General features: G+C 45.2%; 17 protein-coding genes. 12 read left to right on the forward strand and 5 right to left on the reverse strand.

Translation table 11 applies throughout. The annotated features are described in order from the left end of the window. Positions 1-5 precede the first annotated feature (5 nt). The 5 genes from A6E01_RS20605 to A6E01_RS20625 all read right to left on the reverse strand — a co-directional run bounded on the left by A6E01_RS20605 (position 6) and on the right by A6E01_RS20625 (position 3,554). A complete protein-coding gene (locus A6E01_RS20605) occupies positions 6-362 on the reverse strand; it encodes a hypothetical protein (protein WP_065211374.1) in 357 nt (118 codons plus the stop codon). A 327-nt stretch (positions 363-689) separates the two neighbouring features. Continuing rightward, positions 690-893 (reverse strand): hypothetical protein, encoded by a 204-nt coding sequence (locus A6E01_RS20610; protein ID WP_065211375.1) that lies wholly within the window; start codon positions 891-893, stop codon positions 690-692. Positions 894-989: 96 nt separating this feature from the next. Next, positions 990-1,283, reverse strand: a complete 294-nt coding sequence (locus A6E01_RS20615; protein ID WP_065211376.1) for a hypothetical protein — start codon at positions 1,281-1,283, stop codon at positions 990-992. A gap of 2 nt (positions 1,284-1,285) precedes the next feature. Beyond that, positions 1,286-2,125 (reverse strand): hypothetical protein, encoded by an 840-nt coding sequence (locus A6E01_RS20620; RefSeq protein WP_065211377.1) that lies wholly within the window; start codon positions 2,123-2,125, stop codon positions 1,286-1,288. A 19-nt stretch (positions 2,126-2,144) separates the two neighbouring features. Further along, entirely contained in the window at positions 2,145-3,554 is a 1,410-nt protein-coding gene (locus A6E01_RS20625; protein WP_065211378.1) for an exonuclease domain-containing protein, read from the reverse strand. Between the two features lie 148 nt (positions 3,555-3,702). Here A6E01_RS20625 and A6E01_RS20630 point away from each other — a divergent pair, with 148 nt between their 5' ends. From A6E01_RS20630 to A6E01_RS20690, 12 genes are all read left to right on the forward strand, one after another. Then, positions 3,703-4,857 (forward strand): murein transglycosylase domain-containing protein, encoded by a 1,155-nt coding sequence (locus tag A6E01_RS20630; RefSeq protein ID WP_065211433.1) that lies wholly within the window; start codon positions 3,703-3,705, stop codon positions 4,855-4,857. Between the two features lie 171 nt (positions 4,858-5,028). Then, on the forward strand, positions 5,029-5,721 hold the full coding sequence (locus A6E01_RS20635) for a hypothetical protein (protein ID WP_065211379.1): 693 nt from the start codon (positions 5,029-5,031) through the stop codon (positions 5,719-5,721). 331 nt (positions 5,722-6,052) lie between these two features. After that, on the forward strand, positions 6,053-7,084 hold the full coding sequence (locus tag A6E01_RS20645; protein WP_065211381.1) for a mechanosensitive ion channel family protein: 1,032 nt from the start codon (positions 6,053-6,055) through the stop codon (positions 7,082-7,084). Between the two features lie 116 nt (positions 7,085-7,200). Next, entirely contained in the window at positions 7,201-7,797 is a 597-nt protein-coding gene (locus tag A6E01_RS20650) for an outer membrane beta-barrel protein (protein ID WP_065211382.1), read from the forward strand. Between the two features lie 51 nt (positions 7,798-7,848). Further along, entirely contained in the window at positions 7,849-8,055 is a 207-nt protein-coding gene (locus A6E01_RS20655) for a hypothetical protein (protein ID WP_156744670.1), read from the forward strand. Between the two features lie 186 nt (positions 8,056-8,241). Further along, the gene (locus tag A6E01_RS20660) at positions 8,242-9,957 is read left to right on the forward strand and encodes a trypsin-like serine protease (protein ID WP_065211384.1); all 1,716 of its coding nucleotides are present in this window, start codon (positions 8,242-8,244) and stop codon (positions 9,955-9,957) included. A gap of 234 nt (positions 9,958-10,191) precedes the next feature. Continuing rightward, positions 10,192-11,904 carry a trypsin-like serine protease gene (locus A6E01_RS20665; protein ID WP_065211385.1) on the forward strand — a complete coding sequence of 571 codons (1,713 nt, stop codon included), beginning with the start codon at positions 10,192-10,194 and terminating at the stop codon, positions 11,902-11,904. Positions 11,905-12,048: 144 nt separating this feature from the next. Continuing rightward, a complete protein-coding gene (locus A6E01_RS20670; protein ID WP_065211386.1) occupies positions 12,049-12,543 on the forward strand; it encodes a type II secretion system protein in 495 nt (164 codons plus the stop codon). Between the two features lie 3 nt (positions 12,544-12,546). Then, positions 12,547-13,080: a type II secretion system protein gene (locus A6E01_RS20675; RefSeq protein ID WP_065211387.1), complete on the forward strand. Its 534-nt coding sequence runs from the start codon at positions 12,547-12,549 to the stop codon at positions 13,078-13,080. 9 nt (positions 13,081-13,089) lie between these two features. Then, positions 13,090-14,112, forward strand: a complete 1,023-nt coding sequence (locus A6E01_RS20680; RefSeq protein WP_065211388.1) for a hypothetical protein — start codon at positions 13,090-13,092, stop codon at positions 14,110-14,112. Between the two features lie 20 nt (positions 14,113-14,132). Further along, positions 14,133-14,810, forward strand: a complete 678-nt coding sequence (locus A6E01_RS20685) for a thioredoxin fold domain-containing protein (RefSeq protein ID WP_065211389.1) — start codon at positions 14,133-14,135, stop codon at positions 14,808-14,810. Between the two features lie 14 nt (positions 14,811-14,824). Beyond that, complete coding sequence (locus A6E01_RS20690; RefSeq protein WP_065211390.1) at positions 14,825-15,601, forward strand: IncC plasmid conjugative DNA transfer DtrJ family protein; 777 nt, start codon at positions 14,825-14,827, stop codon at positions 15,599-15,601. The last annotated feature ends 7 nt before the right edge of the window (positions 15,602-15,608 follow it).

Genomic DNA, 15,608 nt, shown 5'->3' on the forward strand with positions numbered 1-15,608 from the left:
TAGTGTTAGAAACTGGTGAATGGATTCTCTAGAAATAGAGTTTCATCATTATGACGCAACAGCGAGACCTTCAGGATCCACTCATCTCGCAGCCCTCGTGCGGCAGCAGTGTCTGGCATAGTCTGGTTGCAGTAATCACTCACAAGATCGACAAGATCTTTCGTTATAATGAAAGAATCGGCCAGCCACTGCCAACGGCTTTCGGGCTTCAAGACAATGTATGTGCCGACTGCAAAGCCGTCAGGCTGAGGTGTGACCTGAATTTTTTTGAAGTCGCATAACAAATTGCTGTCGATTACAGCCTTATGCAGTGAGTCGTCGTAAAGTGCATTGTTCTCAGCCACAATTTCTAATGAGTTCACAATTTTGCCTGTCTTTGCTTTTCGAGTTGTTACTTAGAATCTGGCGGCGCGGCGAGAATAACAAATCGGCCCCCTATTTTTGTGACGTGTCCTGTTTTTTTCTGATCGGCCTTTTGTAGTTAAGAGACGCTCGAAGCATTGATGGTGTCTTTGAGTGCGGGAGAATGTGCCACGACTGCGTGTTTGCGATTTGATGTCGCAGGAATTGGCGGATACTTGCGTTCTTTGTCGCTTGTTGGTAGCCAAAAGAAGTGATCAGACTAAGTTATGCATTGATGAACGCTGGTAACAAAAAGCCCACATCCGAGGAGGATAGTGGGCTCTGTTTTAGTAGTGTCTATTTGCCATGTTTCGCTCGACAAATAGCGTCTTCATTGCTGATAGATAGAATCCACCAGCACTGAACAAGATAGGGCCTATATACATTCCAGGATCGTCACTTCTATGTTCAGTGATGATGAATGTAATAGTGGCCAATGCTGCGATGATGGTGAATATCACGCAAATGCGAAGTTTTACTTTGTCTGACATATTCCTGATCTCCAATTATGGATTTGAATGAACCGATTATTCGGTAGTTCGAGGGTTAGTAGTCAAAGTAAATCTTCTGAATGCATGAGTTGGTGTTCAAACCTGGGTGACTGGATCAATCTCCAGTTTGTGATAGCACGCCTCATCTTCTGTAAAGAACCCGATCCCTTTAACTAGATACGTCCCTTCTGAAATTGGGTGGTCGAGCGGCAAGAAATTCCACCAATCAGCAACGCCGCACATTTCGATGTCATTTCGGACGGCAAGATTAAAGCCATTTTCAATTACTTCTCTTAATTCATTCACTTCTCGTTCTTGTAGTGATGTTACGGCAATACTGTCGCTAAGACCGATTGTGATTTGAATTTCAAACTCGGAGTACATCTGCATGGTCAAACCCTCTTTTTGATTAGATAGTCGATTGTTTCAATTAAGTCGGTGTGAATTGTTTGTGTTAATTCTTTGTCCCGAACAACGTCCATGTCATCAAGCATTGAGTGAGCTTTGTTAAAGACGTGTTTTTGAATAACCCTGCACAGCGGTACCTGAAGGTGGCTATTACGCTTCATGAAAGAACGGAAAATTGCGTGAGTTCCTGAAAGAAAATGGCCTAGTGCAATGGCGTGTTGATTATCTTGGTTGGCAAACACATTGGAGTTGCCAGGTAATGTGCTAAACGAGAACACAAAGGGCGCGTCGGCTGGTAATCTCGCTCCGATCTTCTCTAATGCTGTGATGTCACAGCGGAGCGGGTGAGACGTAAGGATGCTGTCGTCTGCGTGATAGCTCGCAGAGCGGTAACTGGCGAGTAGAGTCCGTTCTAGTTGCTGGTGGCTTATATTCGGTCTTGTATCACGATAGTGTTCAAGAAGCAGGGCTAGGGTACCCGGTTTTTCTTCTGCGCAAATGAAGGCAAAAGATTCCGCCCAATAGGTGTTGCCACTGGCGTGCGTTCTAAATTCCCAGTTAAGGATGCCTAGCTCGATAATAAGCTCAACCCAAGTTTGGGTTTCCATGTGGTGCAAGGCACCTAAGATGCATTGAGAGCGAATACGAGAAGGCCGTTTCTTAGAGACCTTTGTAATGTAAGCGGCTGCGAGCAGAGGGCGCTTTATGGCATGTGTATTGGCTACGATAGGGCCGATAATATCGAGCTGTCTAATAGAGGCATTCGCCGCTAGTTCAGCACCAACCTCATCTTTGTAGTCGGTAATGTAGTCAATATTAGCCATTTGAAAAGCGCCTTATTGTTTAAAGTTCTGCGTAGAACGCTTTATTGCGCTCATGTAGTGCTTTGACTTTGAGTAGGGTGCGTTTGACGCTACTTAGCCGATTAGAGCTCTCGATGTTATTTAGCTTTTGCTCTGTTTCCGTCAGGTGTTCGGATGGCGAGAATACTCTGGCTAAGTGTTTTTTCAGGATTGCTCTGTCAGCCTCGGAAATGGTTTTGGCATCGAGTTCTGGTCTCTGTAAGTAGTTCTGGCAAAGTGCTAATTCGATCACTCGACTGTCACTGCCATCCACTGATGTGCCAAGATTTTCAGTTGTGAACTCACTGCTCTCCATTTTGAAGAGTTGGCGGCGAAGTGATTCCTCCTCTCTGCTAAAGAAGTCATATATACGCTCATTGAGAGAGAGGTCTTCTAGCTTCTTGAAGCCATTCTCACGCTCGTGTTGTGTTGCTAGTGCCTTGAGTTTGTCCATCTCTTGTTGGGCGACATGGTAGTGTTGCTCAGAGGCTTTGGCGTCTAAGTCGAATCGTTTAAAGCAAGCGTGGGCGTATTGGTCAGCCGCGCGTAACATTGGTAGCTTGTTTGGGTAAAGCCTGATCAGGTCTTTTTCTGTTACTTCGCTGGGATTCTTTGCAAGGTCAATTGCGTAAATCACGTTCTTGGTGACGAGGATTGGCAAGATGCATTTTGTATAGCGTTTATTAACGGAGTGGAACATGGCGCTATAGAATACAGCGCACCCCATTTCTGCCGTTTCCACGACGCGAAACTTATCCCAGTTAAGAACGAAGTCGAAAAGATCGGGAGCGCGTTGCTTGATGATTTTGGCAAGTTCTAGGGTCGCAAATATATCGGCCATTGCGGCGTGGGCGTTGGTCAATTCAATGCCGTTAGCAGAGCACATTGATTCCAGCTTCATGCATGGCTTAATGCCATCTTCCTTTAGCTTGAAATTTAAAATGCCAGGTCGATAGGTGTAACACATGCGAACTAGTTGAAGTACATCAAGTGTAGAGTTCAGGGCGAAGCGCTCGTGCTCGAATACACTGATGTTATTTCGATAAAATAGGTGGCGAATGGACGTGTTATCAAAGGCAATATTATTATAACCCGCTAGCACAGCCCCTTTACCTAACGCGCTTTTGACCTTTTCCGCAAGTTGACGCTCTGTAATGCCTTTTTGCATTTGGTCGTCGACATCAATCTTGGTAACTTCGTAAGCTTCAACCGCCGGTATGATGTCAGCGCGTGGTACCACTAGTTCTTCGATTCTTGTCCGCTCTTCTAGGTTCATGTCACATGAGATCGCACCGAATTCGGTGATTTGTGAATGAGCATGCTCAAGTCCAGATGTTTCAACGTCATACATAAATAGAGAAGAAAAAGACTTAGATGGAAACTCTGGTGTTGCAGACAAAATAAACGGCATGTATCCCTCGATAACGAATTAGCACGTTCGGTGTATGTGTCGTCGGAAGGGCAAAATATGATGTCGCGTTTTAAAAGCGTGCAGACAGCAACGAGGGTGTATCTAGCGTCCGTATTCCAAAGATTGTTTGGAGTTTTTGGGATTTGCCGTGAAAGTTGCGATATGGGTGTTGTTAGTGACTGTTGTCCTTGCTGGGTGCAGTCGAGAGTTTATTGAGGAGCATGTTGGGGTTCGTTATACGCTGACAAATAAGGCTGCAATGAACAATTTGGCACCACTGCCAGGCAAGTTTGAGCTCCGGAAGGATGATCAAGGTACCGAAGATATTATCTTTGTTGAGGGTTTAGGTGAGCAATGGCGACCAAGGGATCTCGGTCCTGATGCTCCGCACCATTTCATAAAGTACACAAACAACTATCACTCAAAAAGTGATGTTAATTTTCAGACGGAAATGATCAAGGTTTCCACTATCCATCGAAGCTTTCCTCGGGCGGCTTTACGTGATGCCATAATCACCACTCTTCTAACACCGGCTAATCCTGATGTGGTTGAATATTTTGATGAGAGCGCGATTGAGTTAGGTGGTGAACCTTTCCTGTACGGTCGGGTTCGTGATCATGAGGGCAATAAGTTGCGTTGGGAATGGCGAACTAGGCAGTATGCCGACTATTTGATTGAGCGCTATATGAAAACTGAAATAGTAGATTTTCATACCGCTCACTATGTGGAGTTTCCGTTTCGATATGATGGGCAAGTATTCTTGAGTGGAAAAGACTACAAGTACGCCGATTTGGTAAGGAAAGCGGCCAAGGAGCATCAAATAAGTGAGGCTTTAATTTATGCCATTATTAAAACAGAGTCGTCGTTTAACCCGTATGCCGTTAGTTGGGCGGGCGCGTTTGGTTTGATGCAGGTGATCCCTTCAACTGCGGGTACCGATGTTTATAAGTTAATGAAAGGTAGGAGTCGTCCGCCAACGAAACGTGAGTTGATGACCCCTGCAATAAATGTGGATGTGGGTACCTCATACCTCTGGCTACTTAAGAATCGTTATCTTGCAAAAATAGAAAATCCAATTGTTCGTCAGTACGCGATGATATCCGCATACAACGGCGGTACTGGTGGTGTGTTCAGGGCGTTTGGTCATAGAGGTCCAGCAAAAGCGATAGAGGTTATCAATAAGCATACGCCTGAATCGGCCTATAAGGTTCTGAGAAATAAACACCCTAATGCTGAGGCGAGGGGTTACATTTATAAGGTGCTGAAGTACAAGAACGAGTTCAAGCAATCTTTGGACCGGTAGCTCGGTAGGGTGTCACTGAAAAACAAGAGCAGCAGGTGCATGATTAATTAATGTACTTGCTGTTCTTTGTTTTGCGGGATGCTACACAAAATGATGTACAACGATTTGGTTGGGTCACCATTTCTGTAAACTCACCACGTATTTTAGTAATGGTGAAAAGTTAATAGTGTTATGAACGGTCTAGGCAAGGTGATGTTAGGGGTCGCCGGTTGGCTATTATGTGCTACTGCTAGTGCGGAGACGATGGCGGGTGTATCCCATTATCTGGATGTGCTTAATGAGCGGCACTCGGTTATAGCGCATGAGACCATTACGTTGGATTACAGTCGGGATGGCTCGCAAGATCTCGTGCTATTTGCTACATACGTGAACTCAAATTCAGGTGATCTCGAGGAGCGCGTCGCTTTCTTCAGAGATTTTGACACGCATCGTCTGTTTGAGTTGGAGCATACCCTTTCACATCAAAACGATGAGGGGTTGTTTTATGAGTCCGTAGATGCTGAGACGGGTCTAATTGCGTTGTCCAGTAGACGCGAGAGCGGCCCTGAAGGTTATATGATTGTTCTTGATGGAGAGGTTACGATAGCGCCGACACGTGCGGAGTTATGGCGACAGGTTCGTAAATCAATCAAGACTCGGGCAGTGTATTCTCTGAGTCAGTGGACTCAGCTGCAAGGGTTTAGGTGTGAACTGCAAGAGGTAATTCCCTTCTATGGTTACAAGCTTGCGAAGCGCCATGCTGAATTGAAAAGAAAATGGAATCGTTTGGTGGCGGACGAACCGTTAAAAGCTGACGCTGTAATAAAAAAAGCAAAAGTGAATACGTGTGAATTCTACTGGCAGGTTGAGGATATGTTAACGTGAATAATCAGTTTCGTGTCTCAGTGTATTGGTTTGTCTTAGTGCTGTGTATGGTTGGATGGGCGGTCAACACTAGTGCGGCTAGCCAGGTGTTTTCAAACGAGTTCAATTTTATACTGTTTTGCCTATCTTTTATGATGGTTCGTGATGCTTTGAAGGCTGTACGTACGACTTTCTCTGGAAAAGCTCGTCTAGTTATTACCTTATCTCCCTTCCTTTCTGTGGGTCCTATCCTCGGCATGCTTTAGAAGCCGAAAATGAAACGTAACACAGTATTTTTCTGCTCTGATTGACGTTAAACGTAAGTGTTGAACATGCAATCAGGGCATCCTTTATGAACAATGAATTTACTTTATTCATCTACAGTAGCTTACTCGTAGCCTACTTTGGGTTGTTCTACCTGCTGTTCCACAAAATGAATGTCTTTTTAGCGAAAGAGTCTCGGGAACACTTCAAAACACAATTGGTTTGTAGAGCTACAAAGTACCCGCTTGTAGTGCTTGCCGTTGTGGTGCCGTTGTGTCCGGCAATTCTTTACCTGCAAGAGTTAGTAGGGTTTGAGGGTCGCTCCCTTAAAACTCTAATGGTTGTTTTCCACCTCTCGGTCCTGACCTGGTGGCTTCATAATGTCATTGCGGCATTTGAGGGATATTTCCTTCGTAAGCCAGATCGCGATCAAACAACAGCTTCTGCCGTCGCTAAAGTAGCAAAGATAGTTTTGTATTCAGTTTCAGGGATGGTGTTTCTATCTCAATTGGGCGTGAACCTATCGGCGATTATGACGTTCTCAGGCATGAGTGGTCTAGCTCTTGGCTTTGCGGCTAAGGATATTGTAGCCAACTTTATGTCATCACTCGTCATACACTGGGAAAACCAGATAAAGCTAGGGCAGTGGATATCAAGTCCTGATGAGGATATTGAAGGGATTGTGCGAGCAATCAATATGCGTACGGTTGAGATTGAGCGATTCGATAAATATCCGATGTTCGTTCCAACATCGAAGATTGTTTCGATGAGTATTAGTAATCATTCGAAGATGAGCAATAGGCGAATTAACGAACACCTCGGCGTTCGAGTTATGGACGTAAAGTTAATTCCTGTGATCACTGAGAAACTGCAGAACTATATCAATGACTCTATTTTGCTAGACCAAAGACACAGCAACTTTGTCTATCTCAATAAGGTGGCGGCATCCAGTATGGATCTGTGGGTGAATCTGTATTCTCGTAGTGTTGATTGGGTGCATTTTCAATCGATAAAGCAGCAAATGTTACTGGATATGATAGAGATTATTGAAGGTTGTGGCGCCGAGCTTGCCTATGATGTGGTTGAGCTCAAAGACTTGCCAGAAAACACTCAAAGTTGAAATGGCTTCCAGAAATGAAAGGAATAACACTGAAAATTAAGTCCCTTAGATAGAGTTTGCTCGCTTTGCACGCGTCAGTTGCAGAGAGAATGTTCAATTTTTGGGATGAGTAAAGAATGAAAAAATTAGTAGCGTTGGCACTTTGTGTCGCTGGTAGCGTAGGTTCTGTGTCAGCAGCAGAGCCAGTAAATGTTTATGCGGCAAACGAAACTGCTTATATCAAGGCAGATTTAGATTTTGGCCAAGAAACGCGTCATGAATTGATGGGTTCAGCAGCAACTTACGATAACGATCTTGGGTTTGGTTTGATCGCAGGCTATCAGCAAAGCCTAACTGATCACTGGACGTTGGGTTACGAAGTTGAATATCGCAACATTGCAGAGGCATCAATGAATGTTGGTGGTTCTGAAGTGAGCCACTTCGATGCTAATGGTGTAGCTCTTAATTTGGCACCGAAATACTACGTTGGTGCGTCTCCGTTGTACTTAGGGGCAACATTAGGTCTAGGTCGCTATCGCGTTAATCGTGATGCTTCTGTAGATGGTGTTGGCTTTAAAACGACGACTACTGGTTGGCAGTTAGGCTTTGAAGCGGGTTACCAAGTAACCGAAAGCATCGGTCTTAGTGCTGGCTATCGTGTAATGCGTATGGATATCCATGACGTAGACACAACTGTATCTGGTGCTGTTGTAGGTATGAGTTACAAGTTCTAAGAGAACGGCCCCGCCGAGAGGTGGGGCGATGAATTCTGTATGGATTCACAAGTGAAAATCTGGATTGAGAGTGATTGCTTCGGCAATCGACATGTCATGGTTAAGCGTGACCCATTGGGGTCGTTTTGCTATTGCACTTTTTACTACAAGTACCCGTTTGTATGTAACGCCGCAATAGATAGAACCGCAGAAGCGATGGCTATATCTCTGGGTGCAAGTCATCCAGTGGCGAAGCGTGTCCGCAATCTAGGTGAATAAGCCGTCTGGAAATTTATTTTTGACCGCACTTAATGTGTGGGTTTTCGCGTGCTTGGCATACAGAGAGACGCCGCTTTAGCGAATTGAAGTCTGCGGTAGTCTGAAGGTAAGAGTTTGCGTCAGCGACGCAACATTCACCCTCCGGTAGTTGGAGGATGCTTACTTATGTTGTTTAGGGATTAAAATATGAATAGTAAAACTATGTTAGCGAGTTCGCTCGTGTTGGCCTTTACCTCGTTCCCAGCTCTGGCTGTGTTTAATGGTTCGGAAACGGTGAAGGAGGACTATCAGAATCACTTTGTCCGTTTTGTTGCGAAAGGTAATGAAGGCGTTCAGCACAAAAACTGCGGCGGTGTGTTGGTTGGAGGAAAATATCTTCTGACGGCGCATCACTGTGCTGATGGTTCTTATATACCTGATCTTGTGATTTACCAAGGTATTAACCGTAACAATCCTGATGAAACCTATGTCCGTGAAGCGGAGGTTGTGCATTCAAGAACGCATGAAGCGGGTTTTGAGTGGAATAACTACAGCTCAAAGCTCTTCAATAATGAAATATGGCCTCGCTATGAATCATCTTTTGAAGGTAGTGTGGGCGATTACAATAGTGCTGCGTACTGGCTAGATATATTCGAAAGAATGCCAGTGTATCTAGAATCTAGGCCCGATAGCGAAAAAAATAGCCCTGCATTTAATAGGCACAATGACAGTGACTTTGCGATGTTGGTGTTAAACGAGCCGATTCCTCATCATGGTGGGGCGATATTGAGTCCACTGGTTGACCTTGATACGGGCGAGCGCTTTTTGAACCCTGGAGAACCCTTCACTTTTTATGGTTGGGGAACTACAGCTTATGGGGGTGCTTCGGGTCCTGCTGCTGCAACGCTAATGCAGGCAGAGTTTGAACTCTACCGTGAATATCCATTGACGCAAGCGCGCGATGGGAACTACGGGGGTCTTCGTGGCCCGCTTTGTTCAGCTGAATCTGATGGGTGTCGATTTAGTGCAGCAGCGAAAGTTGACTTCATTGGTATTGACACTGGTTTAGGTGTGCCTGGTGTGGGGTCTGGTGATAGTGGTTCACCAGTCATCGCTGGAGACTACTACTACGGTAGTTTATTTGGCGCTGATAATGATCCTACGGGTGATGCGTGGATAGCATCGGTGAGCTCTATAGGATGGATGATGCCAACAATTGCGAGAGCAATTGATGACGTAATTTATCCGTCTGATATGGGTATCGCTCTTGAGCGTGGCAATGATGAAACGCATGAGGTCAGTATTCCTATTCAGAACTTCACTGATACGGTAATGGTGTTGGATCCTGTTGAGGTTACTGGTGGTTTTGAGCCAGAGTATTTTGAGCCAGAAGATGGTGGCGAAGGTATTGAAATCACCTATGAAGACTTTGTTTTTGTCGACCAGGACTGTGCGGGTTTGTTAGAGCCTAATCAGGGTTGTATGGTGAAGTTGCTACTCAATCGCAACCAGTTTGTTGAGTTCAATCAAACTATAGAAGCTCAAATTGACTTGGGTATAGATGGTGTAGAGGCATTGCCGTTTACGGTTCGTGTTTTGCTTTCATTCTGTGAAGCTAACCCTCAAGACCCAAGTTGTATGGACTTTTGTGATTTGAACCCTTGGCATGACGACTGTATCGATCAATGTATTCTTGATCCTTGGTCGCCAGAGTGTTTGTGTGAAACCCTGCCGTCTCATCCTGATTGCACTGGTGATAAACCGCAAGTGCCAGGTGATGGCGACAATGGTGATAACGACGACAATGGTGACAGTGGTGCTGGTGGATCGCAAGGTGGTTCTTCCTCTGGAGGTAGTGTTTCATTCGGCCTAATTGGTTTGTTTGGATTGCTACTGTTTAGAAGATTCCGTCTGGTCAATTAACATAGCTTTATCGTTTTCAAGGCCCCTACTTTAATAAGTGGGGGCCTTTTTGTTTGATTTCGTTTTTGTTGGTACTTGGTATCCGGTTGTTTAGGTGTTTGGCATACAGCAAACGACCCCGCTTTAGCGAAAGTAACTTAGCGGTAGTCTGTTAGTAAGAGTTTGCGTCAGTGGCGCAACATGGCTCCTCCGTTAAGGGGATATTTACTTACGTTATTTAGGGATAAACAGATTATGAGACTAAAAGCTCAGTTGGCAGGGGTTCTTGCGCTAAGTGCTTTATCTGCACCGGCATTGGCTGTATTTAATGGCTCAGAAACGCCAAAGGGTGACTATGAAAATCACATAGTTCGCTTCATGGCAAAAGGTGACAATGGCGTTCAGTACAAAAACTGTGGTGGTATGCTCGTTGGGGGTAAATACCTTCTGACGGCTAAGCACTGTGTAGATGGTTACTCTGTTCCAGATCTAATTGTCTATCAAGGTATTGATCGTTACTCGCCAGATGCACAGTATGAGCGCACAGCTACTTTAGTTCATGCAAGGACACATGAAGCCGGTTTTGAGTGGTTTAACTATGTTGAGAAGACGTTTGTCAACGAAATATGGCCGCGTTACCTGTCGTCGTTTGCAGGTGATGTAGGGGACTATGGCAGTGGTGAGTATTGGCTGGAGAGTCTTGAAGGTAGTCGCAGGTATTTAGATTCAAGGCCTGACGACCAAAAAGACAACCCTATGCACAATGGCCATAGTGGTAGTGATTTTGCGATGATGGTGCTTGATGAGCCAATTCCTCATCACAGTGGTGTAATTGTTAAGCCTTTGGTCAACCTTGATACGGGTGAGCGCTTTCTTAACCCGGGTGAGTCTTTTACCTTTTATGGTTGGGGAGGTACCTCGTATGGCGGGGTATCAGGTCCAAGCGCTACAACGTTAATGCAGGCTGAATTTCAGCTGTACCGTGAATATCCCTTAACTCAAGCTCGTGATAGTGATTACGGGAATCTGCGAGGGCCTTTGTGTTCGGCGGAGTCTGATGGGTGTCGATTTAAGCCTTCGGCAAAATATGATGTCATTGGTATTGATACTGGTTTGGGTATTCCTGGTACTGGGTCGGGTGATAGTGGTTCACCGTTAATTGCGGGTGATTACTACTTCGGCAGTTTGTTCGGTTCGGACAATGAACCGACAGATGGTGCTTGGATTGCTCATTTCAACTCTATAGGTTGGATGATGCCATCGATTGTGAGAGCTATTGATAGTGTGGTTTACCCGTCTGATTTGGGCGTGAGCCTTGAGCCTGGAAGCAATGAGGTGCGCGAAATCAACATACCGATTCAGAACTTCACTGATACGATTATGGTGTTAGATCCTGTTGTGGTTTCGGGTGGTTTTAAGCCTGATGTGGATGGCGATGTGATCTACGATGACTTCTTGGTTGTCACTAAAGATTGCGCCGGTCTGCTAGAGCCTCATCAAGGTTGTATGGTTAAGTTGCTATTGAATCGCAATCAATACTTTGAGTTTGAAGAGCAAGTGGATGCTCAGATTAACTTGGGGATTGATGGTGTGGATGTGCAACCATTAACTGTCCGTATATTACCAACGTTCTGCGAGCAAAATCCTTATGACCCTAGCTGTATGGACTTTTGTGACTTGAATCCATGGGATCAGGATTGTATGGATACCTGTGATTGGAATCCGTGGCAACCTGAATGTATGGACTTGTGTGAGTACGATCCATGGGCTCCAGAGTGTATCTGTGAAACCATGCCGGAGCACACTGATTGCACTGGAGGTGATTCACAATCACCAGAGGGTGGCAACGGTTCTGGTGGTGGTTCAAGCGATGCACAAGCGGGTTCATCGTCTGGTGGTAGCGTTTCATTCGGCCTATTTGGTTTGTTTGGATTGCTGTTGTTTAGAAGATTCCGTTCACTTAGCTAGTTGAGTTTTAACTTTAAAAGCCCTTAGATTTTATCTGAGGGCTTTTTTCTTGAGGCCAGAAAAAAAACGCAACACACTGACGGGTCTACGTTTCATGCCTTACTCCGTTGGAATTTATACATTCCAAGTTGGAGAAAACATTTAATGAAAAAATTCGGTTCAAAGCGTCGTCAGGGTGGTTTCAACCTGATTGAGCTTAGTGTGGTAATGGTGTTAGTGGGTATCGTCATGCTAGGTAGTATGAAGATCATTCCTAACGTTATGTTCTCAATGGATACGTCCTCACTGAGCGCAGAAGTTGCAGACGTTCGTACTGCATCTATCTCATGGAAATCAAGCCGTCCAAACTTTACTGGTGTAGGTATGGCTGCATTGTGTTCATCTGGCCGTCAGCTGTTGACTGAGTCAATTTGTGGTACTGATGGTCTAGGTACAGCTGCTAACCCTTGGGGTGGTAACTACACTGTGGCGGTAAGTACAAACGTAAGTCAGTTTGATGTGACGATCACTAACCTGCCGACAGAGCGTATTTATGAGATCGGTGATGCATTGGCTCCAATTTCTGCTGACCGTTGTTCAAGCTCAGATTCTTGTAGCTCGCTGGACATTTCTGGTTCTCAGATCACAGTTACTTTCTAACTTATGAGAAAGCGTCAAAGTGGTTTCACTTTGCTCGAGTTATCAGTAGTGGTGTCGTTAGGCATCACTCTGTTTTTGATGACGGCAAAGCCCATGATCACGATGTTTCAAGATCACCTTAAGCGCACCGAACTTAACGAGTTCGTTAGTGCGGTTTTTTCGTCAATGGAAAGACATTATTGGGTTGAAATGAGAGATGTGGGGGCGAATTGCTTAACCCACACGCCAACGCCAAACTACGCGACTCTGCTGTCCTATGGTTTGATGCAGGATTACCATCTCGAAGATGGTGAAGTGATGTGGTTCGATGCTCTATCAACCACTTTTGATTACAGTTCGTCTGGTCCTCATGGCCGCATTGATACCTATCAGATTCAGATACCACACCAATTTGAGGCTCACGACAGTGTGTTTCGTGGAGCGGCTTATTTTGCCGGTACTGATGATATGACAAATATGTACACCTTTAAGAAAGTGTACCCACGATTACAAGATACTCGCTCGTTCTTCGCAACGGGCAGTGATTTATGCCAGTAGGGATTCGTAATGAGAAGTCCAAATAAAACGCTGCGCTCCGGTTTTACCTTGATTGAAATGCTCATCGTCGCATCCTTCATGGCCATGATTATGGTTGGTGTGCAGCGCTTAATCATTGAGTTTTCCGAGGAAGCGGAAGTAGCAGGATTTAGAGCTAGATTGGAGATGGTTCGGGAATCAGTAGATCGCTACTACGTTGATAAGGTGATCGCAGGTGAGGACCCAATGAGTCTAGCTGCGTTTCCTTCTGATGTTCAAGATTTGGTTGATGATGGTTACATTATTGATTGTCCGCTTGCGGATTTCGACGCGGGATTATGTATTGATTTAATAGGCAGTATGCCAGGTCTGCAGATCACGCCAAAAGACATTTTGGGCTCTCCTGTCGCAGAGATTCAATTTGAGCTCTTAGGTGCTAGTCGTAAAAGAGAGAAGTACCACCAAATGGCGTTAATGCTACCGGGCTTTGTGCAGATTGACCCTTTAGGAGTGGTCACTGTTGATCAGCATCGTCCGGGCAGTATGCCGTTCTTGCAAGGTAAGGTTTCAACAGACGGTTCTACACCTATGACTTCTGATTGGGAGTTCGGCCCTCACACCTTAAGTATTGGCTCTGAAATCGACATGCAGGGGACGGGTATTATTCGCGACCCTAAATACATTCTAGGTGTTGAAGATGTGACTCTTGAGGGTGTGAACGATAGAACTCTATTGACCGGTCTTGCTCGCTTTGGGCAGGTATTTATTAGAAATAGCGCAGGGGTGACTGTTAATAAACATGACTGTCAGAGTGCAGATTTTGAGGCGAAAATCGCGGTGTGGACGGTTGGTACTGGCTTTGAGCAAGATTTAATTGACCCTACAAATGTTCAAGTTTGGGCGTTCTCAGGTAATAGCCCGAACAATACGACCAATAATCACCTTTATTGGACTATTCAATCCCAAACTAATGTTCAGCAGTCAGGAAGTACGTCACGAGAGTACACCAATGACGCTGTAGTAATGTACTCAACTTGGTGTGATCCAGTTTAATCAGTAAAAAGGTAACTTCTATGAAATACGCTCTAACTCTACTTGTAAGTCTAGCTATCGCTCCTGGTGCGCTTGCGGGAACTCTTGAAAGCGTTCTGGATAAGAACAGTGTGAAGGTCATTAAGGAGATGGAGGAGGCGCGTTTTCAGAATGTCTCTCTGACGACTCATATCACGTCTGCGGGAATTGTGTATTACGACGCTAAAGCTAATGTCTTGTTCCATAGTACCCCAATGGAAGTGAAGGACGGTCAATTTGAGGCGTTGGATAAAGAATTAACGACAGGTTTGCTTTCCTCACTGACAGCAACCATTGAATACAAAGCAGATAATGAAAGGGCGGTGATGTATCAGTTTTCTGATATCACGTGCTCTTGGTGTGCAAAGGCGCACTCTGAGATCCCTCGTTTGAACGAGGCAGGCGTGACTGTAGTCGTTATCCCGTTCTCACGTATGGGTGCAGATCATGTGGTAGCAAAACAGACTGCAACTATCTTAAATGCTATCGATCCAAAAGGCGCAATGGCGCAGGCATTTGCAGGCGCGCAGGTTCCACAGTCTCATGATGTACCCGCTGAGTTGGTGATGAATCAGAATATGGCCAGTATTTTGGGTGTTACTGGAACGCCTGCATCTTTTCTTAATGGTGTGAAGATAGATGGGTACTTACCATCTAGCACTATTATTAGCGCGCTTTAGTGTAGAGGTCGGTTATGGCAGACGGCGACAAGTCTAAGAGCTCAGGTTCGGGTTTTAAGCTGACAATACCGATTGTAGGGTACGCATTACGCGTGCTCTTTCGTGCTTTCAAAGTCTCAGCGCTTGCTGGTTTCTGTCTGCTGCTCATGGAATGGTCATTGTTCTTTTTCAATCAAGAGAAGGGCTTTGAGCCGGCACTAGGTCGGTACTCTCAGTTGAGTGAGCAGGTGCTAGCGAATAGTAGTCAGTTTCTTGCAGAGGATAAGTGGCTTCGCTCGGCGAACGACTCCGTTACCTACGTTACTGCGAATATTAGTGACCTTAAAAATAGTGTTAAGGCGAGTTCGGCGAGTACCAGCGCGAGCGAAATAAAGGACAGTGAATACTACAATCCAGTCTATTTCCCATGGCAAGAGATTTTTAGTGACATCTTTATTGGGGCGTATGAATACGCGCCAAATCTGGTTTATATCTGGCTATTGGTGACTTTGTCTTGGTTGGCAAAAATGCTCACTGTTGTATCAATGATTATTCCTGGCTTGATGTTCCTGTTTGCCGGTGTGGTGGATGGCTTGGCTCAGCGAAAGATTGATACATATAGGGGCCGTAGGGACTCTATCGATAAGTTCGAAAAGTGGGTCTATGCGACCAAAGCTTCATGCTATATCGTCCTTTTCTTCTATATTGCAATCCCAAGCAGTTTTACCGCGTATCTCTTTATGATCCCATTCTCGTGCTTAATGGCCGTGTTTGTTCGGAACGTCGTTTCTACCTACAAGAAATACAACTAGAGGAAAG

Origin of the sequence: Vibrio breoganii (genome assembly GCF_001677275.1) — a bacterium.
GTDB classification, from domain to species: Bacteria; Pseudomonadota; Gammaproteobacteria; order Enterobacterales; family Vibrionaceae; genus Vibrio; species Vibrio breoganii.

Coding starts and splice junctions, on each gene's coding strand:
- A6E01_RS20610 (WP_065211375.1), bottom strand. CDS start 893: ATGTCAGACAAAGTAAAACTTCGCATTTGCGTGATATTCACCATCATC.
- A6E01_RS20615 (WP_065211376.1), bottom strand. CDS start 1,283: ATGCAGATGTACTCCGAGTTTGAAATTCAAATCACAATCGGTCTTAGC.
- A6E01_RS20620 (WP_065211377.1), bottom strand. CDS start 2,125: ATGGCTAATATTGACTACATTACCGACTACAAAGATGAGGTTGGTGCT.
- A6E01_RS20625 (WP_065211378.1), bottom strand. CDS start 3,554: ATGCCGTTTATTTTGTCTGCAACACCAGAGTTTCCATCTAAGTCTTTT.
- A6E01_RS20635 (WP_065211379.1), top strand. CDS start 5,029: ATGAACGGTCTAGGCAAGGTGATGTTAGGGGTCGCCGGTTGGCTATTA.
- A6E01_RS20645 (WP_065211381.1), top strand. CDS start 6,053: ATGAACAATGAATTTACTTTATTCATCTACAGTAGCTTACTCGTAGCC.
- A6E01_RS20650 (WP_065211382.1), top strand. CDS start 7,201: ATGAAAAAATTAGTAGCGTTGGCACTTTGTGTCGCTGGTAGCGTAGGT.
- A6E01_RS20660 (WP_065211384.1), top strand. CDS start 8,242: ATGAATAGTAAAACTATGTTAGCGAGTTCGCTCGTGTTGGCCTTTACC.
- A6E01_RS20665 (WP_065211385.1), top strand. CDS start 10,192: ATGAGACTAAAAGCTCAGTTGGCAGGGGTTCTTGCGCTAAGTGCTTTA.
- A6E01_RS20670 (WP_065211386.1), top strand. CDS start 12,049: ATGAAAAAATTCGGTTCAAAGCGTCGTCAGGGTGGTTTCAACCTGATT.
- A6E01_RS20675 (WP_065211387.1), top strand. CDS start 12,547: ATGAGAAAGCGTCAAAGTGGTTTCACTTTGCTCGAGTTATCAGTAGTG.
- A6E01_RS20680 (WP_065211388.1), top strand. CDS start 13,090: ATGAGAAGTCCAAATAAAACGCTGCGCTCCGGTTTTACCTTGATTGAA.
- A6E01_RS20685 (WP_065211389.1), top strand. CDS start 14,133: ATGAAATACGCTCTAACTCTACTTGTAAGTCTAGCTATCGCTCCTGGT.
- A6E01_RS20690 (WP_065211390.1), top strand. CDS start 14,825: ATGGCAGACGGCGACAAGTCTAAGAGCTCAGGTTCGGGTTTTAAGCTG.